Source organism: Ramlibacter paludis (genome assembly GCF_022012305.1).
Lineage (GTDB): Bacteria > Pseudomonadota > Gammaproteobacteria > Burkholderiales > Burkholderiaceae_C > Ramlibacter > Ramlibacter paludis.
On record NZ_JAKLTM010000002.1, the window covers coordinates 717,091 to 742,069 of the forward strand.

Annotated in this window: 25 protein-coding genes; 5 read left to right on the forward strand and 20 right to left on the reverse strand. The window is 68.6% G+C overall.

Translation table 11 applies throughout. The features are described from left to right. Nucleotides 1-89: 89 nt before the first annotated feature. From LZ009_RS10085 to xseB, 9 genes are all read right to left on the reverse strand, one after another. Nucleotides 90-1,157 carry a dihydrodipicolinate synthase family protein gene (locus LZ009_RS10085; protein WP_275697776.1) on the reverse strand — a complete coding sequence of 356 codons (1,068 nt, stop codon included), beginning with the start codon at nt 1,155-1,157 and terminating at the stop codon, nt 90-92. 1 nt (nt 1,158) lies between these two features. Then, nucleotides 1,159-2,181: an NAD-dependent epimerase/dehydratase family protein gene (locus LZ009_RS10090; protein ID WP_275697777.1), complete on the reverse strand. Its 1,023-nt coding sequence runs from the start codon at nt 2,179-2,181 to the stop codon at nt 1,159-1,161. Nucleotides 2,182-2,242: 61 nt separating this feature from the next. Continuing rightward, the gene (locus tag LZ009_RS10095) at nt 2,243-3,928 is read right to left on the reverse strand and encodes a cation:proton antiporter domain-containing protein (protein ID WP_275697778.1); all 1,686 of its coding nucleotides are present in this window, start codon (nt 3,926-3,928) and stop codon (nt 2,243-2,245) included. Between the two features lie 58 nt (nt 3,929-3,986). Continuing rightward, nucleotides 3,987-5,069 (reverse strand): TRAP transporter substrate-binding protein, encoded by a 1,083-nt coding sequence (locus LZ009_RS10100; RefSeq protein WP_275697779.1) that lies wholly within the window; start codon nt 5,067-5,069, stop codon nt 3,987-3,989. 177 nt (nt 5,070-5,246) lie between these two features. Beyond that, the gene (locus LZ009_RS10105; protein WP_275697780.1) at nt 5,247-6,326 is read right to left on the reverse strand and encodes a TRAP transporter substrate-binding protein; all 1,080 of its coding nucleotides are present in this window, start codon (nt 6,324-6,326) and stop codon (nt 5,247-5,249) included. Nucleotides 6,327-6,478: 152 nt separating this feature from the next. Beyond that, complete coding sequence (locus tag LZ009_RS10110; protein WP_275697781.1) at nt 6,479-7,558, reverse strand: TRAP transporter substrate-binding protein; 1,080 nt, start codon at nt 7,556-7,558, stop codon at nt 6,479-6,481. Between the two features lie 139 nt (nt 7,559-7,697). Next, on the reverse strand, nt 7,698-9,584 hold the full coding sequence (dxs, locus tag LZ009_RS10115) for a 1-deoxy-D-xylulose-5-phosphate synthase (protein WP_275697782.1): 1,887 nt from the start codon (nt 9,582-9,584) through the stop codon (nt 7,698-7,700). 9 nt (nt 9,585-9,593) lie between these two features. Continuing rightward, on the reverse strand, nt 9,594-10,481 hold the full coding sequence (locus tag LZ009_RS10120; protein WP_275697783.1) for a polyprenyl synthetase family protein: 888 nt from the start codon (nt 10,479-10,481) through the stop codon (nt 9,594-9,596). Then, nucleotides 10,478-10,705, reverse strand: coding sequence for an exodeoxyribonuclease VII small subunit (xseB, locus tag LZ009_RS10125; protein WP_275697784.1), 228 nt, complete (start codon nt 10,703-10,705; stop codon nt 10,478-10,480). The genes LZ009_RS10120 and xseB overlap by 4 nt, the downstream gene beginning before the upstream one ends. A gap of 136 nt (nt 10,706-10,841) precedes the next feature. On the opposite strand from xseB, the gene LZ009_RS10130 reads away from it, so the two are divergent. The 3 genes from LZ009_RS10130 to LZ009_RS10140 all read left to right on the forward strand — a co-directional run bounded on the left by LZ009_RS10130 (nt 10,842) and on the right by LZ009_RS10140 (nt 13,868). Beyond that, the gene (locus LZ009_RS10130) at nt 10,842-11,990 is read left to right on the forward strand and encodes an aromatic ring-hydroxylating oxygenase subunit alpha (RefSeq protein ID WP_275697785.1); all 1,149 of its coding nucleotides are present in this window, start codon (nt 10,842-10,844) and stop codon (nt 11,988-11,990) included. A gap of 3 nt (nt 11,991-11,993) precedes the next feature. After that, complete coding sequence (locus LZ009_RS10135; protein WP_430300227.1) at nt 11,994-12,893, forward strand: DMT family transporter; 900 nt, start codon at nt 11,994-11,996, stop codon at nt 12,891-12,893. Between the two features lie 90 nt (nt 12,894-12,983). Continuing rightward, nucleotides 12,984-13,868, forward strand: coding sequence for a sulfurtransferase (locus tag LZ009_RS10140; protein ID WP_275697786.1), 885 nt, complete (start codon nt 12,984-12,986; stop codon nt 13,866-13,868). A gap of 9 nt (nt 13,869-13,877) precedes the next feature. Here the strand turns inward: LZ009_RS10140 and LZ009_RS10145 are convergent, their stop codons facing one another. From LZ009_RS10145 to LZ009_RS10190, 10 genes are all read right to left on the reverse strand, one after another. Further along, entirely contained in the window at nt 13,878-14,855 is a 978-nt protein-coding gene (locus LZ009_RS10145; protein WP_275697787.1) for a Bug family tripartite tricarboxylate transporter substrate binding protein, read from the reverse strand. After that, a complete protein-coding gene (add, locus tag LZ009_RS10150) occupies nt 14,852-15,919 on the reverse strand; it encodes an adenosine deaminase (protein ID WP_275697788.1) in 1,068 nt (355 codons plus the stop codon). Before add ends, LZ009_RS10145 begins: the two co-directional genes overlap by 4 nt. Nucleotides 15,920-16,005: 86 nt before the next feature. Beyond that, nucleotides 16,006-16,302, reverse strand: a complete 297-nt coding sequence (locus tag LZ009_RS10155) for a hypothetical protein (RefSeq protein WP_275697789.1) — start codon at nt 16,300-16,302, stop codon at nt 16,006-16,008. Further along, nucleotides 16,302-16,607, reverse strand: a complete 306-nt coding sequence (locus LZ009_RS10160; protein WP_275697790.1) for a hypothetical protein — start codon at nt 16,605-16,607, stop codon at nt 16,302-16,304. Before LZ009_RS10160 ends, LZ009_RS10155 begins: the two co-directional genes overlap by 1 nt. 140 nt (nt 16,608-16,747) lie before the next feature. Beyond that, the gene (locus LZ009_RS10165) at nt 16,748-17,248 is read right to left on the reverse strand and encodes a hemerythrin domain-containing protein (protein WP_275697791.1); all 501 of its coding nucleotides are present in this window, start codon (nt 17,246-17,248) and stop codon (nt 16,748-16,750) included. Between the two features lie 104 nt (nt 17,249-17,352). Continuing rightward, nucleotides 17,353-18,672, reverse strand: a complete 1,320-nt coding sequence (locus tag LZ009_RS10170) for a cation:proton antiporter (protein ID WP_275697792.1) — start codon at nt 18,670-18,672, stop codon at nt 17,353-17,355. A 108-nt stretch (nt 18,673-18,780) separates the two neighbouring features. Then, nucleotides 18,781-19,602 carry an alpha/beta hydrolase gene (locus tag LZ009_RS10175; protein ID WP_275697793.1) on the reverse strand — a complete coding sequence of 274 codons (822 nt, stop codon included), beginning with the start codon at nt 19,600-19,602 and terminating at the stop codon, nt 18,781-18,783. Nucleotides 19,603-19,621: 19 nt separating this feature from the next. Then, on the reverse strand, nt 19,622-19,984 hold the full coding sequence (locus tag LZ009_RS10180) for a serine/threonine protein kinase (protein WP_275697794.1): 363 nt from the start codon (nt 19,982-19,984) through the stop codon (nt 19,622-19,624). 163 nt (nt 19,985-20,147) lie between these two features. After that, complete coding sequence (locus LZ009_RS10185; protein WP_275697795.1) at nt 20,148-20,843, reverse strand: tyrosine-protein phosphatase; 696 nt, start codon at nt 20,841-20,843, stop codon at nt 20,148-20,150. A gap of 21 nt (nt 20,844-20,864) precedes the next feature. Then, nucleotides 20,865-22,934, reverse strand: a complete 2,070-nt coding sequence (locus LZ009_RS10190) for an ATP-dependent helicase (RefSeq protein ID WP_275697796.1) — start codon at nt 22,932-22,934, stop codon at nt 20,865-20,867. A gap of 29 nt (nt 22,935-22,963) precedes the next feature. On the opposite strand from LZ009_RS10190, the gene LZ009_RS10195 reads away from it, so the two are divergent. Together LZ009_RS10195 and LZ009_RS10200 are read left to right on the forward strand one after the other, a co-directional pair. Continuing rightward, complete coding sequence (locus LZ009_RS10195) at nt 22,964-23,872, forward strand: DUF72 domain-containing protein (RefSeq protein WP_275697797.1); 909 nt, start codon at nt 22,964-22,966, stop codon at nt 23,870-23,872. A gap of 50 nt (nt 23,873-23,922) precedes the next feature. Further along, nucleotides 23,923-24,387, forward strand: coding sequence for a DUF4019 domain-containing protein (locus LZ009_RS10200; RefSeq protein WP_275697798.1), 465 nt, complete (start codon nt 23,923-23,925; stop codon nt 24,385-24,387). Between the two features lie 3 nt (nt 24,388-24,390). Here LZ009_RS10200 and LZ009_RS10205 read toward each other — a convergent pair whose 3' ends face one another. Beyond that, nucleotides 24,391-24,975 (reverse strand): DUF4142 domain-containing protein, encoded by a 585-nt coding sequence (locus LZ009_RS10205; RefSeq protein WP_275697799.1) that lies wholly within the window; start codon nt 24,973-24,975, stop codon nt 24,391-24,393. Nucleotides 24,976-24,979: the final 4 nt, after the last annotated feature.

Consider the following 24,979-nt stretch of genomic DNA (forward strand, 5'->3'; position numbering starts at 1 on the left):
ATCCGTCATCCCCGCGAAGGCGGGGATCCAGGGCTTTCGTGCCGCGAATGCGGAAGCTCTGGATTCCCGCCTTCGCGGGAATGACGAAACTACGCGAGCCAACGCTCCCTGTTCTCCGCCACGAACGCATCGTCCGTGAGATGCGGGTAATCACGCGCCACCCGCGTCAAGGCTTCGGCTTGGCCCGCGCTCAATCCCTCGGCCGGATCGAGGCACCACGTCCCTTCCAGCAAGCCCTGCCTGCGCAGGATCTCGTGGCAGCCCGCGATGCAGCCATGGAAGTCGTGCGCCACGTCGAACAGTGCCGCATTGCAATCGGTGACCTGGCTGTCCAGCGCCAGCAGGTCCAGCGGCGCGCTGCCCAGCTCCACCGCGCGGTGGATGCGATCGAGCAGTTGCACCGCCGCGCGCGTCCACACGCTCCAGTGCCCCAGCAGGCCACCCTGGATGCGCACGGTCACCGGCGCGCCGTCGCGCATGAAAGTGAACGGCGCCAGCAGGTCCAGCACGATGTGGTCGTCGTTGCCCGTGTAGAGCGTGACACGCTCCTCCGCGCCTGCCGCCACCACGCCGCGGATCACGTCCAGCGTGCGGTAGCGGTGGAAGGGCGCCATCTTGATGGCCACCACGTTGTCGATTTCGGCGAAGCGCCGCCAGAAGGACATCGGCAGGTGGATGCCGCCCACCGCCGGCTGCAGGTAGAAGCCCACCAGCGGCATCGCCTCGGCAACCGCGGCGCAGTGCGCGACCAGCTCGTCTTCGCTCGCGCCCTTCAGCGCAGCGAGGCTCAGGAGGCCCGCGTGGTAGCCGAGGCCCTGCGCGATGCGCGCCTCCTTGACGGCCTGCTCCGTCCTGCCCGCAAGGCCCGCCACCATGAACAGCGGCCGGCGCCCGCCCAGGGGCTCCCACTCGCGCGCCGTGCGCATCGCGAGCTCCAGCACCGGTTCGTAGAGGCCGACCTCGCGGATCGCGAACTGCGTGGAATGCACGCCGACCGCGACGCCACCGGCGCCGGCATCGAGGTAGTAGCGCGTCATCGCGCGCTGGCGGCGCACGTCGAGCTTGCGCTGGGCATCCAGCGCCAGCAGGTGCGCGGGAATCGCTGCGCCGCGGCGCAGCACGGCGAGGCTGTCGGCCGGGATCTGCGTGCGGTGCATGTCAGTACTTTCCGTCGCGGGCTTCGTAGTGCGTCGGCTTGCCGAGCGTGGCGCCGCCGCGCTGCACCCAGTCGGCCGTCCAGTCCAGCATGCGCTCCAGCGGCACCTGCGGCGGCCCGAACAGGCGGAAAGCTTCGCTGCAATCGACCAGCCAGGCCGTGGGCGCTTCCGTGCCGGTGAGGACCGGCGCGACGCCCAGGCGTTCGCCCAGTGCCTGCGCCACCTGGCGGATGCTCACCTTCGGTCCACTGAGGTTCAAGGGCGTGGTCGGCGTCGTGCAGTGCGCCAGCGTGCGCAGCGCCCAGTCGTTGGCCTCGCCCTGCCAGATGATGTTGGCGTGCCCCATCGCGAGGTCGATCGGCTCGCGCGCCAGCACCTTGCGGGCCACGTCGTGCAGCACGCCGTAGCGCATGTCGATCGCATACGACAGGCGCAGCAGGCGGCCGGGCGTCTGCTTCTCGTGCGAGAAGTGCTGGAACAGGCGTTCGCGCGCCACGCAGGAGTTGGCGTATTCGCCCGAGGGCGCGGTCGGCGGCTGGTCTTCGGTCGCGCCGTCGCCCGCCGTGGACACGAAGGGATAGACGCAGGCGGTGGAGAACGCCACGATGCGCGAAGTGGCGAAGCGCTCGGCCACCAGCGCCGGCACGTGCGCGTTCATCGCCCACGTCAGCCACTCGCTGCCGGTGGAGCCGAACTTGCGGCCGGCCATGAAGACGATGCTGGCGGCATCGGGCAGGCGCGCCAGCGCTTCGCGCGACAGCAGGTCGGCGGCGATGCACTCGACGCCCCAGCTTTCCAGGCGCTGCTGCAAACCCGGCTCGGAGAAGCGCGCGACGCCGATCACGCGACGGGCGGGATCGGCGCGCTTGGCCATGCGCGCCAGCGTCGGCCCCATCTTGCCGCCCACGCCGAGGATCATCAGGTCGCCGGGCGAACGCGCCAAGGCTGCTTGCAGTTCCGGCGACGGCCGGCTCATCAGCTCTTTGAGCGCCTCGAGGTCGGCAATGCGGTCGGGCAGGTCCATGGCTTCTCCTGGGAAGCCGCACTATTCACCGGATGGTGAATTGATGCAATGCGGTGGAACCCTAGACCGCGCAACGCTCCAGCACGTGCCGCGTCATGGCATGCGCCAGCTCGGTCTCGCCGACGAACACCTTGCCCACCACTTCCTGCTCCAGCCGCCGCGCCTCGTCCTCGTTGTGCGAGCGCACGACGATCTCGATGCCGGGGTTCAGCAGGCGCGCATTGGCGGCCATCTTGCGCACGTCCAGCGTGTCGGGCGTGGCGATCACCAGCATGCGGGCGCGCGCGACGTGCGCCTGCACCAGCACCTCCGGCTCGCTGGCGTCGCCCGACACGGCCGGCACGCCCTGCTCGCGCAGGCGCGCGACGATCTCGCGGTTCTGCTCCGCCACCACGTAGGGAATGCCGTGCGCCTCCAGCGCTTCGGCCAGCTTGCGGCCCACGCGGCCATGGCCCACCAGCACCACCTGCCGGGCCAGGTACTTCTCGTCGGTGGTGATTGGCAGTTCGGCCAGCGGGTCGTCGCGCGCCGCGAGGTTGCGCGCCAGCTGCGAGCGGGCGAGCAGCCAGCGCTGCAGCGGCTGCAGGCCCTTGAAGAGCACGGGATTGATCGCGATCGAGATCAGCGCGCCGGCGACCACCAGGCTCTGCGCCTCGGGTGGCATGACGCCCAGCGACAGGCCCAGGCTGATCAGGATGAAGGAGAACTCGCCGATCTGCGCCAGGCTCGCCGACACCGTCAGCGCCGTGTGCAGCGGATAGCGCAGCAACAGCACCAGCAACGCGGCGGCGAGCGACTTGCCGACCACGATGATGGCGACGACCGCCAGCACGCGCAGCGGCTGGTCGACCAGGATGCCGGGATCGAACAGCATGCCGACGGAGACGAAGAACAGCACGGCGAAGGCGTCGCGCAGCGGCAAGGTCTCTTCGGCGGCGCGGTGGCTGAACTGCGACTCGCGCAGCACCATGCCGGCAAAGAAGGCGCCCAGCGCGAAGGACACCCCGAACAGGTGGGTGGCGCCGTAGGCGATGCTGACCGCCGCGGCCACCACGCACAGCGTGAACAGCTCGCGCGAGCCGACCTTCTGCACCTGCCACAGCAGCCAGGGGAACAGCCGGCGGCCGACCACCAGCATCAGCGTGACGAACACGCCCACCTGCAGCAGCGTGACGGCGACGCTGCGCCACAGGCTGGTGCCTTCCGCCGGTCCCTTGCCCGTCATCACCGAGGCCAGCGGCGGCAGCAGCACGAGAACCAGCACCATCGCCAGGTCTTCGACCACCAGCCAGCCCACCGCCACCCGGCCATTGAAGCTTTCCACCAGGCCCAGGCTTTCCAGCGCGCGCAGCAGCACCACCGTGCTCGCGACCGAGAGCGCGAGGCCGAACACCAGCGCGGCCGGCAGGCTCCAGCCCCACAGCTTGGCGGCACCCACGCCCATGGCCGTGGCCACGAGGATCTGCACGATCGCACCGGGGATCGCGATCTTGCGCACCGCCAGCAGGTCGTTCAGCGAAAAGTGCAGGCCGACGCCGAACATCAGCAGCATCACGCCGATCTCGGCGAGCTGCGAAGCGATGTGGGTGTCGGCGACGAAGCCGGGCGTGAAGGGGCCGATCAGCACGCCGGCAAAGAGGTAGCCCACCAGCGCCGGCAGTTTCAGCCGCACGGCCAGGAAGCCGAAGACGAGGGCCAGGCCCAGGCCGGCTGCGATGGTGGTGATCAGCGGAAGGTCGTGGTCCATTGCGGACCACTTTACCCGACGCTTCCAGCTCGGCAGGCACTCGGGCCTGCCGGAAGGCTTACAGCTTCACCGTGGTCAGGTAGCTGTCGTAGCGGTACTCGCTGAAGCGGCTCCACAGGATCTGGTCGCGCTGGAACGCGCGCATGTCCTGGTGGATCTTCTTGAACTCGGCCGACTTCGCCTCGTGCTCGGCGAAGACTTCCATCGAGGCCTTGAAGCCGGCGTCCATCACGTCCTTGGGGAAGGGCATGAGCTTGGTCTTGGCGGCGACCAGGCGCTTGAGCGCGGTGGGATTCACGGCGTCGTACTTGGCGGTCATGTCGCGGGCGGCGACCTTGGTGGCGGCCACCAGGATCTCCTTGTTCTCCGCCGACAGCGCGTCGAAGGCCTTGGTGTTCACGAAGAACTCCAGCTCGGCGCCGCCTTCCCACCAGCCGGGGTAGTAGTAGTACGGCGCGACCTTGTTGAAGCCCAGCTTCTCGTCGTCGTAGGGGCCGACGAACTCGGTGGCGTCCAGCGTGCCCTTCTCGAGCGCGGAGTAGACGTCGCCGGCCGGCATGTTCTGCGGCACCACGCCCAGCTTGGCCATCGCCTCGCCGAACAGGCCGCCGCCCATGCGCATCTTCAGGCCCTTGAGGTCGGCCACCGACTTGATCTCCTTGCGGTACCAGCCGCCCATCTGGGTGCCGGTGTTGCCGGAGCTGAAGCTGCGCATGTTGTAGTTGGCGTAGAACGCGTCCATCAGCTTGCGGCCGTTGCCGTGCTCCATCCAGGCGTCCATCTGGCGCGCGGTCAGGCCGAAGGGCACGGCGCAGCCGAAGGCGAAGATGGAGTCCTTGCCGGTGAAGTAGTAGGGCGCGGTCTGCGCCATTTCCAGCGAGCCGTTCTGCAGCGAGTCGACCACGGCGAAGGGAGGCATCAGCTCGCCGCCGGCGTGGGTTGAGATCTCGAACTTGCCGCCCGAAAGCTTCTTCACGGTCTCGGCCATCACCTGGGCGCTGCCGAAGATGGTGTCCAGGGACTTGGGGAAGCTGGAGGCGAGGCGCCAGCGCACGGCGGCCTGGGCGCGCACGGCGGGCGCGGCGCCCGCGGCCAGCACGCCGGCGACGCCCGCGTGCTTGAGGATGGAACGACGGTCCATGGATTCAGACTCCTGATGTGTCAAACGTTGCGCGGGAATGATGCGCGCGCTTCCCGGGGGAAGCTTTCAGGATGCTGGCACCACGGCGGTGCGATGCAAGCGAAAACCGTGCACTTGAAAACAAAACGCCGCACGGCGTGCGGCGTTTTGCATGAGCAGCGTCGCTCAGGTCATCGCTCAGAGCTTCTGCGCCTGCATGAAGCGGTCGAAGGTGGCCTCGGTGAAACGGAACCACAGGTTCTGGTCGGCGCGGAACTTGGCGTAGTCCGCGTAGATCTTCTTCCAGCTCTCGTTCTTGGCCGACAGTTCGTCGTACACCTGCTGCGAGATCTTGAAGGCCTCGGTCATCAGGTCGTTCGGGAAGGGACGCAGCTTGGCGCCGCTGCCCACCAGCTGCTTGAGCGCCACCGGGTTGCGGGCGTCGTACTTGGCCTGCATGTCGACGTGCGCGTAGCCCGATGCGTTGGCGATGATCGCCTTGTATTCGGCGGGCAGCGCGTCGTAGGCCTTCTGGTTGATGAAGAAGTCGACCTCGGGGCCGCCTTCCCACCAGCCGGGGTAGTAGTAGAAGGGTGCGACCTTGTGGAAGCCCAGCTTCTGGTCGTCATAGGGGCCGACCCATTCGGCCGCGTCGATGGTGCCCTTTTCCAGCGCGGGATAGATCTCGCCGCCGGGAATGTTCTGCGGCACGCCGCCCATGCGTTCGATGATCCGGCCGGCGAAGCCGCCGATGCGGAACTTCAGGCCCTTCACGTCGGCCACCGACTTCAGCTCCTTGCGGAACCAGCCGCCCATCTGCGAGCCGGTGTTGCCGCCCGGGAAGTTGATCATGTTGTACTTGGCGTAGAACTCGCGCATCAGCTTCAGGCCGTTGCCCTCGAACATCCATGCGCTCATCTGCCGGCTGTTGAGGCCGAAGGGGATGGCCGCGCCGATGGCGAAGGTCTCGTCCTTGCCGAAGAAGTAGTACGGCACAGTGTGGCAGGCCTCCACCGAGCCCTGCTGCACGCCGTCGACGACGCCGAAGGCGGGCATCAGCTCGCCGGCCGCGTGCACGGAGATCTCGAACTTGCCGCCGGTCATCGCCTTCACGTTCTGCGAGAACACCTCGGCCGCGCCGTAGATGGTGTCGAGCGACTTGGGAAAGCTCGAGGCCAGGCGCCAGCGGATCGTGGCCTGGGCGTGGACGGCGGGCGCGATGCCGGCGGCCAGCACGCCGGCAAGGCCGGCATTCTTCAGAAGGGAACGGCGTTCCATGCGGGTTTGCTCCTTGGTGGTTTTTGCGTGGGCGATGATGCGTTCGGGCTTCAGCCGAAAGCTTTCAGCACGCTGGCACGCGGCACCGGGGCTTACCCGTAGACGCAAGCAAAACGGGGCCCGCAGGCCCCGTCGTGGTGCGCTCGCGCGGCTTACAGCTTCTGCGATTGCATGAAGCGGTCGAAGCCGGCTTCGGTGAAGCGGAACCACAGGTTCTGGTCGGCGCGGAACTTGGCGTAGTCCGCGTAGATCTTCTTCCAGTCCTCGTTCTTGCCGTTCAGTTCGCTGTACAGCGCCTCGGCCTGCTTGAAGGCCTCCGACATGATCTCGTTGGAGAAGGGACGCAGCTTGGTGCCCTGGGCCACCAGCTGCTTCAGCGCGGCGGGGTTGCGCGCGTCGTAGCGGGCCTGCATGGTCACGTGGGCTTCGTACGCGGCCGATTCCACGATGGCCTTGTTCTCCGCCGACAGCGCGTTGAACGCCTTGTCGTTGATGAAGAAGTCCAGCTGCGGGCCGCCTTCCCACCAGCCGGGGTAGTAGTAGAAGGGCGCGACCTTGTTGAAGCCCAGCTTCAGGTCGTCATAGGGGCCGACCCATTCGGCGGCGTCGATGGTGCCCTTTTCCAGCGCGGGATAGATCTCGCCGCCGGGAATGTTCTGCGGCACGCCGCCCATGCGCTCGATCACCTTGCCGGCGAAGCCGCCCACGCGGAACTTCAGGCCCTTGACGTCGGCGACCGTCTTGATTTCCTTGCGGTACCAGCCGCCCATCTGCGCGCCGGTGTTGCCGCCGCAGAAGTTGATGATGTTGAACTTGGCGTAGAACTCGCGCATCAGCTTCAGGCCGTTGCCCTCCACCATCCACGCGGTCATCTGGCGGCTGTTGAGGCCGAAGGGAATCGCGCAGCCGAGCGCGAAGCACTCGTTCTTGCCGAAGAAGTAATAGGGCGCGGTGTGGGCCGCTTCGATGGAGCCCTGCTGCACGCCGTCGACCACGCCGAAGGCGGGCATCAGCTCGCCGGCCGCGTGCACCGAGACTTCGAACTTGCCGCCGGACATGGCCTTGACCTTGGCCGCGAACACTTCGGCGGCGCCGAAGATGGTGTCCAGGGACTTCGGGAAGCTGGAGGCCAGGCGCCACCGGATCGCGGCCTGTGCGTGCACGGCAGGCGCCGCCCCCGCGGCCAGGATGCCGGCAATGCCTGCCGACTTGATGACTGATCGACGATCCATGAAGCGCTCCTCGTTGTGAGTAAAACCGGCTACAACTGCCGGACGCGCCATTGTCAGGAAACTGTCGGTTACGAGAACGAGGGGTTTCCCTTGCGGGAGGCTGTCGGGGCGTCAGGAAAGCTTCAGGAATGCACGGCGACTAGCCAACGACCTTCAAGCTGGGCGCACCGCGCCCCAGCACCTGCGCAAAGCGCGCGTTGATCGAAGCCTCGATCCCCGCCGCATCCAGCCCCTGCAGGGCCAGCAGCTTCGCCGGATCGCCATGCGGGATGAACTCGTCGCGCAGGCCCAGTTGCAGCACCGGCTTCTGCACGCCCGCGGCCAGCAAGGCCTCGGTGACGGCGCTGCCGGCACCGCCCATGATGGCGCCCTCTTCGATCGTCACCAGCGCCTCGTGCGAAGCCGCGACCTGCAAGAGCAGTTCGGTGTCCAGCGGCTTGGCCCAGCGCATGTTCACCACCGTGAGGTCCAGGCGCTCGGCAGCCTGCAGCGCGGGATAGAGCAGCGTGCCGAAGGCCAGCACCGCCACGCCCTTGCCCTGGCGCCGGATCTCGCCCTTGCCGAAAGGCAGCGATTGCAGTCCGGGTTCGACGGCGACACCAGCGCCCGCACCGCGCGGATAGCGCACCGCCACCGGATGCTCCTGCCGGTAGGCCGTGGTCAGCAGCTTGCGGCACTCGTTCTCGTCGGCGGGACAGGCGATGCTGACGTTGGGGATGCAGCGCAGGTAGGGAATGTCGTAGGCGCCCGCATGCGTGGGGCCGTCGGCGCCGACCAGGCCGGCACGATCGAGCGCGAACACCACCGGCAGGTTCTGCAGCGCCACGTCGTGCACCAGCTGGTCGTAGGCGCGCTGCAGGAAAGTCGAATAGATCGCCACCACCGGCTTCAGGCCCTCGGTGGCCATGCCCGCGGCGAAGGTCACGGCATGCTGTTCCGCGATGCCGACGTCGTAGTAGCGGTCCGGGAAGCGCTGGTGGAACTCCACCATGCCGGAACCTTCGCGCATGGCCGGCGTGATGCCCACCAGGCGCGGGTCCTGCGCCGCCATGTCGCACAGCCAGCTGCCGAACACCTGCGTGAAGGTGGGCTTGGGCGGCGTGGCCGGCTTCACCAGGCCCACGGCGGGATCGAACTTGCCCGGGCCGTGATAGGCGACCGGGTCGGCCTCGGCCAGCTTGTAGCCCTGGCCCTTGCGGGTCACCACGTGCAGGAACTGCGGGCCCTTCAGCTGGCGGATGTTCTCCAGCGTCGGGATCAGCGACTCGAGGTCGTGGCCGTCGATGGGGCCGATGTAGTTGAAGCCGAACTTCTCGAACAGCGTGGCCGGCACCACCAGGCCCTTGGCCTGCTCCTCGAAGCGCTTGGCCAGTTCGAACAGCGGCGGCGCCACGTGCAGCACCTTCTTGCCCAGTTCCTTGGTGGCCGCGTAGAAGCGGCCCGACATCAGCTGCGCCAGGTAGCGGTTGAGCGCGCCCACCGGCGGGCTGATCGACATGTCGTTGTCGTTCAGGATCACCAGCAGGTTGCAGTCGCACACGCCGGCGTTGTTCAGCGCCTCGAAGGCCATGCCCGCGCTCATGGCGCCGTCGCCGATCACGGCCACCGCGTGGCGCTGTTCGCCCTTCTGCTTCGCCGCCATCGCCATGCCCAGCGCCGCGGAGATGCTGGTCGAGGAGTGCGCCGTGCCGAAGGGGTCGTAGGCGCTTTCGCTGCGCTGGGGGAAGCCGGCCAGGCCGCCCAGCTGGCGCAGCGAGGCCATGCGCTCGCGCCGGCCGGTCAGGATCTTGTGCGGATAGGTCTGGTGGCCCACGTCCCAGACGATGCGGTCTTCCGGCGTGTTGAAGACGTAGTGCAGCGCGATGGTCAGTTCCACCGTGCCCAGGTTGGAGCTCAGGTGCCCGCCGGTCTTGGACACCGAGTCGAGCACGTACGCACGCAGTTCTTCGGCCAGGCCGGCGAGCTGGGCGCGCGGCAGGCGGCGCAGGTCGGCCGGGTCGTTGATCGTTTCCAGAAGCTTGGACATCTTGTCTTCTCAGTGTTCGCGGATGACCACCATCTCGGCCAGCGCCAGCAGCGCCCGCGTATCGGCCAGCCGCGTGGTCGCCAGCGCCGCCCGCGCATGCTGCAGCAGCTCCAGCGAATAGGCGCCGGCGCGCTCCAGGCCCAGCAGCGAGACGTAGGTCGGCTTGTCCTGCGCGGCGTCCTTGCCCGCGGTCTTGCCCAGTGTCGCCGAATCGGCGGTGACGTCGAGGATGTCGTCCACCACCTGGAAGGCCAGGCCCAGCGCGCGGCCGTAGTCGGCCAGTCCCTGGCGGGCGGCCGCGCCGATCTCGCCGGTGGCCGCGCCCATCATGACGCTGGCCTGCAGCAGCGCGCCGGTCTTCAGGCTGTGCATTTCGCGCAGCTGGTCTTCGGTGAGCGACTGGCCCACCGCGGCGAGATCGATGGCCTGGCCCCCGGCCATGCCGGCATGGCCTGCGGCCTGCGCCAACAGGCGGCACAGGCGCGCCTGCACGGCGTCCGGGATGTCGCCGTTCGCGGGCGCGAGCAGTTCGAAGGCCAGCGCCTGCAGGGCATCGCCCGCGAGCAGCGCGGTGGCCTCGCCGAACTGTACGTGCACCGTGGGCTTGCCGCGGCGCAGGACGTCGTTGTCCATGCACGGCATGTCGTCGTGCACCAGCGAATAGGCGTGGATCAGTTCGACGGCGCAGGCCGCGCGCAGCGCCGCTTCGAGGTGGCCGCCCACCGCCTCGCAGGCCGCCAGCACCAGCAGCGGGCGCAGCCGCTTGCCGCCATCGAGCACGGCGTAGCGCATCGCTTCACCGAGCTGCGCCGGCGCCTTGTGCGGAACCCAGGCGGAGAGCGCGCGTTCCACCTGTCCGAGTCGTTCGGCCGACCAGGCCTTCAGGACGAAACTCACTCGCCGGCCCAGGGCTTGAGCACGCCCGCGTCGAGGACCTTGATCTGTTCCTCCACGGCCTGCAGCTTGTCGCGGCAGAACTTCAGCAGCTCCGCGCCGCGTTCGTAGCCGGCAAGCAGTTGTTCGAGCGGCAGCTGGCCCGATTCGATCAGGCCGGTGAGCTGCTCGAGCTCTTCCATTGCGGACTCATAGCTGGCGGGGGTCTTGAAAGGGGCCTTGGTCATGAATTGGCTTTGGTCAACCCTGGATTTTAGGCTGACGGCCCCCACATGGATGGGCGGGCTACAATCGCCCTCCCCTCCGTCGCGCTCCCAAGCGCGGCCCTGTCCCCTTCATAGGGGGAGATCTTTAGGTCAGGACATGTCTGATTTAAGTCTTCAGTTACAGCAGGCCGCAAGCCAACTCTCCGTTTCCAGCTATTTCGACCAGGCGCTCTTCCAGCGCGAGATGGACCACATCTTCCAGCAAGGGCCCCGTTATGTGGGGCACGAACTGGCCGTTCCCGAGATCGGCGACTACCACGCGCTCCCGCACGAAGGGGAGGGCCGCGCGCTCGTGCGCACGCCGCAGGGCGTGGAACTCATCTCCAACGTGTGCCGCCACCGGCAGGCGGTGATGCTGCGCGGGCGCGGCTCGGTGCGCCACGACCCGGCGGCGGGAGGCAACATCGTGTGCCCGCTCCACCGCTGGACCTACAGCGCCGGCGGCCCCGCGCCCGCCGGTGAGCTGCTGGGCGCGCCGCACTTCGCCACCGATCCCTGCCTGAACCTGAAAAATTACCGGCTCCAGAACTGGAACGGCCTGCTGTTCGAGTCCAACGGCTACGACGTGCCGCGGGCGCTGGCCAAGCTGGGCCCGAAGGCGGACCTCGATTTTTCCGGCTACGTGCTGGACAAGGTGATCACGCACGAGGTGGACTACAACTGGAAGACCTTCATCGAGGTCTACCTCGAGGACTACCACGTGGGCCCGTTCCACCCGGGGCTGGGCAACTTCGTCACCTGCGAGGACCTGCGCTGGGAGTTCGGCCGCGAATACTCGGTGCAGACCGTCGGCGTGGCCGGCAAGCTGGGCAAGGCCGGCTCGGACGTGTACCGCAAGTGGCACGACGAGGTGCTGCGCTTCGGCGAGGGCCGCCCGCCCAAGTACGGCGCCATCTGGCTCACGCTCTACCCGAACGTGATGGTGGAGTGGTACCCCAACGTGCTGGTGGTCTCCACGCTGCATCCGCGCGGGCCGCAGAAGACGCTGAACGTGGTGGAGTTCTTCTACCCCGAGGAAATCACCGCCTTCGAACGCGAGTTCGTCGAAGCCCAGCAGGCCGCCTACATGGAGACCTGCGAGGAGGACGACGAGATCGCGCTGCGCATGGACGCGGGCCGCAAGGCCCTGATGGAGCGCGGCGACAACGAGGTCGGCCCCTACCAGAGCCCGATGGAAGACGGCATGCAGCACTTCCACGAGTGGTACCGCGGCGCGATCGGCGCGCAGCACCTGCTGAAGAAGTAGCGCTTGGCCGCGCTCTGGATGCTGGTGGCGTCGCTTGCGTTCGCCACCATGGCGGTGTGCGTCAAGTTCGCCTCCGCCTGGTTCACCTCCGCCGAACTCGTCTTCTGGCGCGGCCTCATCGGCATGGTGACGATGTGGCTGTGGGCCCGCTCGCGCGGCGAGACCCTGGCCACGCGCTACCCGGGCATGCATGCCTGGCGCAGCATGGTCGGCGTCGCCTCGCTGGGCGCCTGGTTCCATGCGCTGGCCCTGCTGCCGCTTGCCACCGCGATGACGCTCAACTACATGAGCAGCGTCTGGGTCGCGGCCTTCCTGGTCGGCGGCGCGCTGGTGGCCTGGAACCCGCGCAGCGGCGCGCCCTTGCCCGCGCGCCAGGGCGCATTGGCGCTGACCGTCCTGGGCGGCTTCGGCGGCGTGCTGCTGATGCTGCGGCCGACCGTGGAGCAGCACCAGATGTTCGCCGGCCTGGTCGGCTTGCTGTCGGGCTTGCTGGCTGCCTTTGCCTACATGCAGGTCATGGCGCTCGGCAAGATCGGTGAGCCGGAATCGCGGACGGTGTTCTATTTCGCGGTCGGATCGGCGGTGGCCGGCGCGGCCGGAATGGCTTTCACGGGCGTGTCGGACTGGGACTGGCTGCATGCGCTGTGGCTGCTTCCAGTGGGCCTGCTGGCTTCGCTCGGCCAGCTCTTCATGACGCGTGCGTACAGCCACGGCGCCACGCTGGTGGTGGCCAACCTGCAGTACGCGGGCATCGTGTTCGGCGCGCTGTACAGCCTGCTGCTGTTCGGCGACCGGATCCCGCTCCTGGGCTGGGTGGGCATGGCGCTGATCCTGGCGAGCGGCGTGGCCGCGACCGTCCTGCGCGCGAAGGCGGCGCCGGATGCGCCGGGCGAAGAGCACTGACGAGGGACTGGGGACTGGAGGCTAGAGACTAGGGCGCCCAGAGGCTCTAGACTCGCCCTAACACCTAGCCTCCAGCCTCTAGCCCCTGCCATGTACACCAAGCTCATCTCCGTTGAACAACTGAAGGCCCTGCAATCCGCCAAGGCCCGGCTCATGATCTTCGACTGCAGCTTCGAGCTGATGAACCCGGCGGCGGGCGAGCATGCCTACCAGCAGTCGCACATTCCGGGCGCGGTCTATGCGCACCTCGACGATGCCCTGAGCGACAAGGGCTCCCTCGGTCCCGACGGCCAGGTGATGCCGCATGCCGGCGCCGCTTCCGGCGGCCGGCATCCGCTGCCGCGGCGCGAGAAGTTCGCGATGTGGCTGTCTTCCGTCGGCTTCGCCAACGACATGCAGGCCGTGGTCTACGACCGCAACGGCGCCAACTACTGCGGCCGCCTGTGGTGGATGCTCAAGTGGGCCGGCCACGACGCGGTCGCCATCCTCGACGGCGGGCTGCAGGCCTGGCAGGCCGCGGGCGGCGAAGTGCGCGCGGGCGACGAGCCTTCGCACTTCCAGACCAATTTCGAGCTGGGCGAGCCGCTGCGCACGCTGGCCACCACGCAGGACGTGGTCGACCGCCTCGGCAAGGGCCAGACGCTGATCGACGCGCGCGCGACGCCGCGCTTCAAGGGCGAGGTCGAGCCGCTGGATCCGGTGGCCGGGCACATCCCGGGCGCGCTGAACCGGCCCTTCGGCAGCAACCTGGGCGCCGACGGCAAGTTCAAGCCGGCGGCGCAACTGCGCGCGGAGTTCGAGCAGCTGCTCGCCGGCCGCGATCCGGCCACGGTGGTGCACCACTGCGGCAGCGGCGTCAGCGCGGTGCCCAACGTGATCGGGATGGAACTGGCGGGTTACGCGCCGACGGCGCTGTATGCGGGCAGCTGGAGCGAGTGGTCGCGCAATCCGAAGCTGCCGGTGGAGAAGGGTTGATCCCCGAGATCACTCCTTGATGTTCGCCGCCTTCACGATCCGCGCATAGCGTTCCTGCTCGCGCGCCACGAAGCGGGAGAAATCGGCGGGCGTGCCGCTGCCGCCGATGGCGCCCTGCTCCGCCATCTTGGCCTTCACGTCCTCGGCGCGCAGCACTTCGTTCAGCTCGTGGTTCAGCCGGTCGACGATCGCCGCCGGCGTGTGCGCGGGCGCGAACAGGCCGGTCCAGGAGACGACGTCGTAGTCCTTGAAACCCGGCGTTTCCGACACCGTCGGCACGTCGGGCAGCGTCGGCAGCCGCTTGTCGTCGGTGACCGCGATGGCCTTCATCTTCTTCGCCTGCACCTGCGGGGTGGCCGTCACGCTGACCAGCAGCGCCAGGTCGACCTGGTTGCCGACGACGTCCGTCACGATCTGCGCACCGCCGCGATAAGGAACGTGCGTGATGAAGGTCTTCGACTGGTCCTTGATCAGCTCCATCGCCAGGTGCAGCACGGTCCCGATGCCCGACGTCGCGTAGCTCAGCTGCCCCGGCTTGGACTTGGCCAGCTGGATCACTTCGGCGAGCGTGTTGGCCGGCAGGCCCGGACGCGCCACCAGCACCATCGGCGCCGTGTTCACCAGGCCGACCGGCGCCAGGTCCTTCATGGCGTCGTATTTCACCGCCGCCGGGTTGACCAGGCGCGCGATCGCGATGGGGCTGTCCGCGCCCATCACCAGCGTGTAGCCGTCGGGCGCGGAAGACACCGCCTTGGCGACACCGATCGCGCCGCCGGCGCCGGCGACGTTCTCCACCACCACCGATTGCTTCAGCCGCTCGGCCAGCTTGGTGGCCAGCAGGCGCGCGCTGGCGTCGACGCTGCCGCCGGCGCTGAAGGGCACGATGATGGTGATGGGCTTGGCGGCCGGCCACTGGGGCTGGGCCACGGCCGCGCCGGCGAAGCTGGCGGCCACCGAAAGGGCGAGGAGGGTGCGGCGGGAGATCATGCGTTTCCTTGGGGATTCAGGGCGGCGCGCAGCGTGTCGAACTCGGCGCTCCAGGCGGCGCGCAGGCGGGCCTTGTCGCTCGCATCCATCCAGGCCGCATCGATGCCGTTGACGAGGAAGCCGCGCAAGTCGTCCAGCCCGAAGCCGAAGTCGCGGGACATCATGAGCCAGGCCCGCGTGGGGTCGACGTGGTGCAGCGTCGGGTCGTCGGTGTTGGGATGGATGCGCAGGCCGAGCCCCGGCATGCGTCGGATCGGATGGTCCAGGGCCCAGCGCTCGGGCGGCAGCGTGCGCAGGTAGTACGAGTTGGTGGGCACCACGGTGAAGACGATGCCGCGCTCGGCGCAGCGCGCGGCGAACTCCGGGTTGTCGACCACCGTGTAGCCGTGGTCGATGCGATCGACCTGCAGGTCCTCGACGGCCGTGCGCACGTTGGTCCAGGGCATGCCGAATTCACCGGCGTGCGCCGTGGTGCGCAGGCCGGCGCGGCGCGCGGCTGCATAGGCCTCGGCAAACAGTTCCGGCGGCCGGTCGTTCTCTCGGTAATCGATGCCGATGCCGGGCACGCGCGGGTCGCGGTTGGCGATGACCCACTGCACCATTTCCAGCGCGTCGGCCGGCGCCGCTTCGCGGTCGATGGAGGGCACCAGCCGGCCGATGATGCCGAAGTCGCGCTGCGCATCGTCGATGGCGGCCAGGATGGCGGACTGCGCGCGCGGATAGGCGATACCCGATTCGCGCGCGGTTCCGGTGGGGTTCCAGAAGAACTCGGCGTAGCGCACGTTGTGGGCCGCCGCGTCCTGCAGGTACTCGTAGGCCAGGCGATGCAGGTCGGCCGGCTGCTTGATCAGCCAGGCATCAAGGGCGCGCAGCACGCGCAGCACGCCGACGGGCTTCTCGCCACGGGTGTAGAAGGCCTGGATTTCTTCGGGAGTGAGCGGTGCGTTCTCGCGCTGCGCGAGCTCGGTGAAGGTGGCGCGACGAACCGTGCCCAGCAAGTGGCAATGCAATTCCGCCTTGGGAATCGCGTGCAGGAACTGTTCCAGGGGCGACGGCGCGGACATCGCACCATGCTAATGCGCCGGCGCTGCGTTTTGCCTGCGTGGTACCCACATCCGCGCGCGGCGGTGGGAGCGTTAGGGCAGCTGGATCAGGGGCGCGTGCCGACTGCGCTGCCGGGGGTGGCGTTGGTGCTGCCTTCGTTGTTGCCCAGCGTGCCGGTCGTCACTCCGGTGGACGTGGACGTGGACGGGAAGCTGCCGGTCATGCCGGTGCCCAGTCCGCCGTTCAGGCCGCTGCCCGGCTGCGGCGCGGCGCCGGCAGTCGCGGCGCCGGTCGTGCCGGCCTCGGCCTGGGGCGTGTTGCCGCCCTGGGGCTTGTTGCAGCCGCCCAGGGCGAGGGCCGCCAGCAGGACGCCGGCGAGGCCCCAGGATGACCTCTTCGTCATCACTGCGTGGTGGTCGTCGCCGCCGGGGTGCTGGGCGAGGCGGTGCCGCTCATGTCGGTGCTGGTGCTCGGCGAGCCCGAAGCGCCCATCGACGTGCCGCTGCCGGTGGTGCTGGCGGCCGGGTCGGTGCTCGGCGTGGTGGTGCTGGCGGCGGTGTCGGTCGACGAAGTGGCGGGCACCGTGGTCGTGGTGGACGAAGTCGTCGACGTGTCGGTCACTTCTTTCTTGCCGCAGGCGGCCATGGACAGGCTCAGGGCGGCCATCAGGGCCAGGGCAGCGCAACGGGCAACGGTTTTTTCTTGCATGGGGAAAACTCCAGGATTTGTTCGATTCACTGAATCGGGGGTCTAACGGGGGGGACAGCAGATTTGCTGTTGCGAATCATTTTGGGTGGCGGAGGCTCCCGCCATGTCGTCCTGAACGGTCGATGCCTGTAGGACAAGCCTCAGGCGAGCGCCGATGCGAGGGCCTCTTCGCGCAAGGCGTCCGCCACGGCGCGCAGTTCCGCCTGGCGCACCGTGATGGCGCGTCCGAGCGACTGCAGGTCCAGCCGCGAAGCGAGCACGCGGTTGAACACTTCCTCACGTTCCTTTGCAACGTGGCGCGCAACGTATTCGCCGAGCACCGCCACCTTGGCGTCGTACAGCTCGTCCTCCGGGCGCGTGGCCAGGATCTGCGCGATGAATTCGCGCTGGCTGCCATGCTGGTCTTCCACTTCGTCCAGCAGGTCGTCGTCGCGCAGCGACGCGCGCACGGCCGGATAGAACAGTTCCTCTTCGAGCTTCGCATGGATCGCCAGCTCGAGGCAGATCTCCTCGGCCAGCGCGCGGCGCTTGAGTGCACTGGCCTGATCGCGCACCAGCTCGCGGTAGGACTGGAACAGCGCATGCACGGCCAGGTGGTCCGCGTCGAGCAGGTCGATGGCGTCGGGCGCTTGTTTTTTCATGGTGCTTGCAAATGCTTTCAGGTCTTGCCTGCACTCTAGGTTGTCGCGCCTGCCGCGCTGTCAGCACGGAATCGGGCTTGATGTAGGAGCACAGCTTTGCGCGGTCAGGTGGCGCGTGGCGACCGCTTCTCGTAGGCGGCCATCAAGGGCGTGACGGAAACGCCGTGGACCACGATCGAGGCCACCATCACGGCCATTGTGAGCCCCACCAGCTGGTCGGCCAGCGTGCCGGACAAGCCATGGTTCAAGGCATACATCAGGTAGTACAGCGAGCCCACGCCGCGGATGCCGAACCAGCCGATCAGCCAGCGCTGGCTGCGCGACGCGCCGGCGCCGCGGATGCCCAGGGCCACCGACACCGGGCGGATCACCAGCAGCAACAGCGGCACGAACCACCAGGCCGCGTCGTACCAGGGCACGGCCCAGAGCAAGGCGCCGATCGCGATCACGATCGCCACCTCGCCGATGCGCTCGGCCTGCTCGTTGAACAGCAGCACCGCCTGCGCCATGAAGGTGGGCGCGTGCTGCGGATCGACCGCCAGGTTGTCGGCCATGCTGCGGTCCGGGTGCGCCATGGCTTTCTCCACCTGCTGGCTGCTGGCCTTGCCCGGGCTCTGGCGCTGCTCCAGCCGGCGCAGGGCAACTCCCGCCGCGAACACCGCCAGGAAGCCGGAACCATGCAGCAGCAGCGCGCTGCCGTAGGAAAGCGCGATCAGGCCGAGCGCGAGGAAGTCGTCCAGGCCCACGGCTTCCTTGTGCTCGCGGCGCAGGAACAGCACCAGGCGGCCCACGGCGATGCCCAGGACCCAGCCCACGCCCAGGCCGGCTGCGGTGCTCCACAGCACGTCGACGGCCAGCCAGCGCCATCCACCCTCGCCCAGGTCGTGCAGGCCCAGCAGGCCGAGTCCCAGCATGACGAAGGGGAAGGCCGTGCCGTCGTTCAGCCCGCCCTCGCCCGTCAGGGCAAAGCGCAATTTGTCGCGGTCACCGGCTTCCTGCAACTGCACTTCCGAGGCCAGCACGGGATCGGTGGGCGCCAGGATTGCTCCCAGGAGGACGCAGGCGCCCAGCGGCCAGCCGAGGAAGACCCACGCCACGAGCGCCACCAGCGCCACCGTGATCACCATCGAGTTCAGGGCCAGGCGCACCGGCAGCCGCCAGCGCCTGTCCAGCAGGCCGGGGCTGAGCTTCAGGCCGGCGTTGAAGAGGGACAGCAGCACGACGACCTCGGCCATGCGCTCCAGGATGTGCGAGTGCGCGCGCGGCTCCAGCGGCAGCATGCCGAGCCACAACGGGCTCACCCCGAGTCCCACCAGCACGTAGAGCATGGCGGTCGACAGCGGCAGGCGCTGCAATACCGTGGAGCCGAGCGCCATCAGCACCAGCAGCAGGCCGACGATGACGGCCCAGATCGCGAATTCCATGCATGCGGATTGTTGGGCCAGCGGCCGGCGCGGCGTGTGGGGAAATGCCGCAAACAGAAGCGCGCGATCCCCGCCGAGGCAGGGATCGCGTGCGAGGAAAGGCGGTTCCTACAGCCGGCCGAGGGCCGACTTCAGCGCCTTGCGCACCGTGGGGAACTGGTGCACGTCGCTGTGGCCGGCGCCACGCACCCGCAGCAGGCGGACCTTGTTGCGCATGGCCTTGGCCAGGGTCTCGCTGTGCTTGATCGGGATCAGCTCGTCGCGGTCGCCATGGATCAGCATCACGGGGCCCAGCATCTTCGCGGCGTGCTCCAGCGTGTGGAGCGGGTAGCGCAGCACCTGGGTCGGCACCCACGGATACAGCTCGGCGGCCAGGGCACGCATGCTGCTGTAAGGCGACACGAGCATCGTCAGGTCGGGGGCCTTGCCCTCGGCGCCCAGTGCGGCGGACAGGCCGGCGGCGAGGCCCGTGCCCAGCGACTGGCCGGAGATCACCACGCGCTTGCCGGCGTATTGGGGCGCCACGTGGTCCCACACCGCCCGGACGTCGGCGCGCAGCTGGTCTTCGCTTTCGATGGTGCCGCTGCTCTTGCCGAAGCCGCGGTAGTCGAACATGACCACGTCGAAATTGGCCTGGCGGAAGGCGTCGAGCTCGACGAACCACTTCTTCAGGTTGCCCGAATTGCCGTGCAGGAAGAAGAACACGCCGCGCGGATTGGGGCACTGCAGGTGCGCCACGGACAGCCGCGCATTGGGCACGTCGATGAAGTACTCGCGCGTGTCGCAGTCGCTGCAGATCGGGTCGTCGTGGGCCAACGGATCGGGTTCGAACAGCAGGCGTTCCTGGCGGAACCAGAGGTAGCCGACGGCGCCGGCGTAGATCGCGCCGATCGCCAGGACCACCGAAGCGGAAAAGATTGCGTAGACCATGTTGCCTCCGGACATCGCCTTAGCGGCTGCGCTTCGCATCTGGATCGCTCGGGCCGTTGTGGTCGGACATGCCCACGTCGGGGGTGCCGAGTTCGCCCGCGTCGCTGGGCTTCTTCTCGTTCCAGGTGCCGCCGGTGCGGGTGGTGTTGCCGTAGGGACGGGCCATGTCGCCGTCCTCGAAGTTCAGCGAGCCGCCGCCCATGGGCTTGTCGTCGGCGGCGCCGTGGTCGCGCTCGTTGACGCCGGAGGGCGCCACGAGGTCGGGCTGCGCATCGCTGTTCAGTCCGATCTTGCCCGGGCCGTCTCCGCGGTAGTCGGGCGAGGACTTGTCCTCGGCCTTGCGGGTGTCCTTCCCTTCGCGGGAGTTTTCCTGGTTGGGCATTGCGACTCCTTTTGTGTCTTGGCGGCCTTTCGACCTCCCATGACACGCAGTGTTCGCCACGCCCAATGGACGACCTGTCGGCTCCTACAGGGGGATCACGTAGGAATCAAGCGCGGCGGGCAATCAGCCAACAAGCGGCCGGCGCGGAAGGAAGCAGCCCGCTTCAGGCGGCCAGGTACAGCGCGCGCAGGCGTTCGCGCTGCGCCGGACCGATGCCCAGGCCTTCGCGCAGGTAGCCATCGAGCGAGCCGTGCAGCGCATCGGCCTCGGCCAGCGCCGCCTGCAGGAACTCCGGCTGCACGCGCCACAGGACCTGCATCACCGGCCGCGGGAAGGCCAGCTTGCCTTCGGCGGGAAAGGCGAGCCGCTCGTTGGTCAGGAGGTAGTCCTCCATCACCTGCCGCGGGCTGGCGCCGACCGCGTGCAGCAGCAAGGCCGCGGCGAAGCCGGTGCGGTCCTTGCCGGCGGTGCAGTGGAACACCGTCGGTTCGGCCGATTCCAGCAGGTGGCCGAAGAACTCGGCGAAGCGCGCAGTGTTGTGGCGAACGAAACCCCGGTAGGTGTCCTGCATGTGGGCCACCACGTCGGCCTCGGTCACGTCGCGGCCGCTGGCGAGCAGGGCCTGCAGCTGCTGCACGATCGTGGGCTCGATCGGCAGCGAGTGCACGGTGACGCCGGGCAGCGTGCAGGCGAAGGCCGTGCGCTCGTCGACGCCGCGGAAGTCGAGCACGCGGGTGATGCCCAGGGCCTGGATCTGGCGGGCGTCGTCGTCGTTCAGGGCCCCGAGGTGGTCGGAGCGGTAGAGGACCGGACGCAGGGAGTGGATGGGTCGGAAATTGGTGGAGCTGGTCAGCCGCATCCCGCTATTTTCGCCCGCCCGCTATTTCCATGCAGCACGGGCCCGGGCCCGGACTTGCAGCAGCGGCGCCTGGGGCTTCACTTCCAGCGCGGCCTGCGGCACCGCCTCGGGCCAGGTGACTTCCTCGAAGTGCTGCACCATGCCGGGCGCGATGAAGCGGGTGCGGCCCGCATACATGTGCCGGTCGCCGCCTCCGCTTTGCTGGGTGACGTAGAAGCGCTGCGGCACCAGCAGGTGCAGGTGCTCCCTGGCGCGCGTCATCGCCACGTACAGCAGCCGCCGCTCCTCTTCCAGTTCCTCGGTGGTGCCCGTGGCCATGTCGCTGGGGATGCAGCCGTCGACGCAGTTCAGCACGTGCACGGCCTTCCATTCCTGGCCCTTGGCGCTGTGGATGGTGGAGAGGATCAGGTAGTCCTCGTCGCGATGCGGCGGGCCGCTCTGGTCGCTGGTGGCGTCAGGCGGATCGAGCGTGAGTTCGGTGAGGAAGCGCTCGCGGCTGCCGTAGCCGGCGGCCAGGCGGGCGAGCTGCTCGACGTCCAGCTTGCGCACCTGCGCGTCGTCGTGCATGCGTTCGAGCTGCGGCAGGTACCAGCTCTTGGCCAGTTCCATGTCGGCGGGCCAGGCGAGCTCGGGATCATCCAGCTTGGCGAACAGCGCCGCCAGCTGCGCCCATTCCTCCTTGGCCTGCGCCGGCGGCTCGAAGGCTTGCAGGGCCTGCTGCGGGTCGCTGGCTTCGCCCATCGCTTCGAGCAGGCGCGTCGCGGTGGCGGCGCCTATGCCGGGCACCAGCTGGGCGACGCGGAAGCCGGCCATGCGCCCGCGCGGATTCTGGGCGAAACGCAGCAGCGCCATCACGTCCTTCACGTGCGCCGCCTCCAGGAATTTCAGGCCGCCGAACTTGACGAAGGGGATGTTGCGGCGGGCGAGCTCCAGTTCCAGCGCCGCGCTGTGGTGGCTGGTGCGGAACAGCACCGCCTGCGACTTGAGCGTGCTGCCCGCCTCGCGCTGGCGCAGCACCTGGTCGGCGACCCAGCGCGCCTGCTGCGCTTCGTCGGGCACCAGCACCAGCTGCGCGCGCTGGCTCGAGGCCTTGTCGGTGAACAGGTTCTTCGCATGCCGCTCGCGCGCTGCCGCGATCACTGCGTTGCTCGCATCGAGGATGGGCGCGGTGCTGCGGTAGTTGCGCTCCAGCGTGACGATGCGCGCCTCCTGCGTGAACTGGCGCGGGAAGTCGAGGATGTTGCGCACCGTGGCGCCGCGGAAGGAGTAGATGCTCTGCGCGTCGTCGCCCACCACGGTCACGCCCTGCCCCGTCGGCTTCATGCCGAGGATGATCTCCGACTGCAGCCTGTTGGTGTCCTGGTACTCGTCGACCAGCAGGTGGTCGAAGCGCCCGCCGCTTTCCGCGGCCAGCGTGGGTTCGGCCATCATGTCGGCCCAGAAGCCGAGCAGGTCGTCGTAGTCCAGCACGTTCTGCTGCTGCTTGGCCTCGACGTAGGCGCCGAACAGCTTCTTCAGCTCGTCCTCCCACTGCGTGCACCACGGGTAGACCGACTGCAGCACCAGCGGCAGCGGGTCGCGCGTGTTGAGGACGCGCGAGTAGATGCCCATGCAGGTTCCCTTGAGCGGGAAGCGCTTCTTCGTTTCGGAGAAGCCGATCTCGTGGCGCACCAGGCCCATCAGGTCCTCGGAGTCGCCGCGGTCGTGGATGGTGAAGCTGTCCTCCAGCCCGATGCGCGGCGCGTACTCGCGCAGCAGCCGCGCGCCCAGGCCGTGGAAGGTGCCGCTCCACGGCAGGTTGGGCAAGGCGGCCGTGTTCTGCAGGCCCAGCGCCTGCTGCAGCACGCCGCCGACGCGGCGCTCCATCTCCTGCGCGGCGCGCCGGCTGAAGGTGAGCAGCATCATCCGCTGCGGGTCGGCGCCATGGCGAATCAGGTTGGCGACGCGATGCGCCAGCGTGTTGGTCTTGCCCGAGCCGGCACCCGCGATCACCAGCAGCGGGCGCGTGTCGCCGGCGCTGTCGCCCGTGCCGTGGGTGGCGGCTTCGCGCTGTTGCGGGTTGAGGGTGGCGAGGGGGTCTGGGTACTGCATGGGGCTTCCTGGAACTGTATATTAGTACAGTGACCGGTACCATCCTGACGGGGTCCGCATCCTGGACCGACCCCACCCTCATCGCCTGCGGCCGCTTCTACCCACCCGGCTGCAACTCCGCCGAGCAGCGCCTGCGCTTCTACGCGCAGCAGTTCCCGCTGGTGGAAGTGGACTCCAGCTACTACGGCATGCCGACGCCGCAGAACACGCAGCTGTGGGCCGAGCGCACGCCGGACGGCTTCACCTTCAACATCAAGGCCTTCCGCCTCTTCACCGGCCACCAGACCGACCCGAAGGTGCTGCACAAGGACATCCAGCAGGCGCTGGGGCCGGCGTTTGCACGCACGCTGTATTACGCCGACCTGCCGCAGGACATCCGCGAGGAACTCTGGCGCCGCTTCCACGAAGCACTCGCGCCCTTGCGCGACGCGGGCAAGCTCGGCGCCGTGCACCTCCAGTTCGCGCCCTGGGTGATGCGCAACCGCGTCGGCATCGCGCACGTCGAACACTGCGCGGAGCAGATGGCAGGGCATCTCGTGGCGGCGGAGTTCCGGCACCAGAGCTGGTTCGCGGACGACCACGTGGACGCCACGCTGGACTGGGAACGCAGCCTCGGCCTGGTCCACACGGTGGTCGACTCGCCGCAGGGCTTTGCCAACTGCGTGCCCTGCATCTGGGAAGTGACGAACCCGCAGCTTGCGCTGGTGCGCCTGCACGGGCGCAACCAGGAAGCCTGGAACCGCAAGGGCCTGGCGGCCTCGTCCAGCCGCTTCGACTACAGCTACAGCCAGGACGAACTGGCGGCGATGGTGCCCGAGGTCCGCCACCTGGGCACGCAGGCCGGCAAGGTGCACGTGGTCTTCAACACCAACCACGAAGACCAGGGCCAGGCCGGCGCGCGCATGATGCGAAAACTGCTGGCCGTAAACGACCGGTAAAACCTTGTACCGCGCCGGAAGGCCGGTTGGCAGCCGCTAGACTTCCCCGGATGAAGCCGATTTTCTTCCTCGCCTCGCTCACCCTGGCCCTTTCCGCCACCGCCGCCGTGCAGGCTCAGGCCCCCGCCGCGGCGCCGCAGGCTGCCGCCAGCGCCAACGCCGAACTGGAAACCGCGGGCAAGAACGCCGCCCAGGGCTGGCTGCTGCTGCTGGATCGCCAGGACTGGGGCACGGCCTGGGACGCCTCGAGCGCCGTGTTCCGCCAGACTGTGCCGCTCGGCTCGTGGATGGATGCGATTCCCAAGGTGCGCCAGCCCTATGGCGCGCTGGTCGAACGCCAGGCCGTGGAAGCGATCTACAAGACCAGCCTGCCGGGCCGGCCCGACGGCCAGTACGTCACCGTGCTGTTCGCCAGCCAGTACAAGAACGAGAACGTCCACGAGATCGTGACCACGGTGCGCGAGAGCGACGGCCGCTGGCGCGTGACGGGCTACAACCCCAAGCCGGTGAAGTGAGGATCAGACGGCGCGCTGCCCGCGCAGGGACGCGCCCGGCAAGGCCCGCGAAGCCTGCTCCACGTGGGTGCGCAGCACCGGCAGCTGCCGCTCGACCCAGGCCTTGAGCACCGAGTCCTCGGCCTGCGTCGCCATCTTCTCGTAGTTCACCACGTCCATCTGGTAGGTGCGCAGCACCGCCTCCTCGACATAGAGCCGATCGAACTGCGCGCCCTTGAGCTTGGACAGCTGCTTGATCAGCTTGTTCGCCTCGTTGGTGCTGAGGGGCATGGCCATGCCGCGCGACTGCAGCATGCGCAGCACCTCGGGCTGCGCCGTGCGGTGCCGCGCGAGCACCAGCTTGGCCAGCTCCTTCACCGCCGGATTGTTGCTGCGCGCCAGCGCGAGCTGCGACGCCTCGGCCTGCAGCCGGACGTGGGCCGACGACTGCTGCAGGAAGTAGCGCTCCTGCCGCTGCGCGGGCGGCAGCGGCCTCGCGTCGCGCGAGTACTGGGGCGAGAGCTGGGCCAGCGCGGCGGGCGGCAGCGAGGCCGCCAGCAGCAGCGCGACAGCGATGAAGGGCGCGCGGGAAAGACGAAGCGTGTTCACGCGC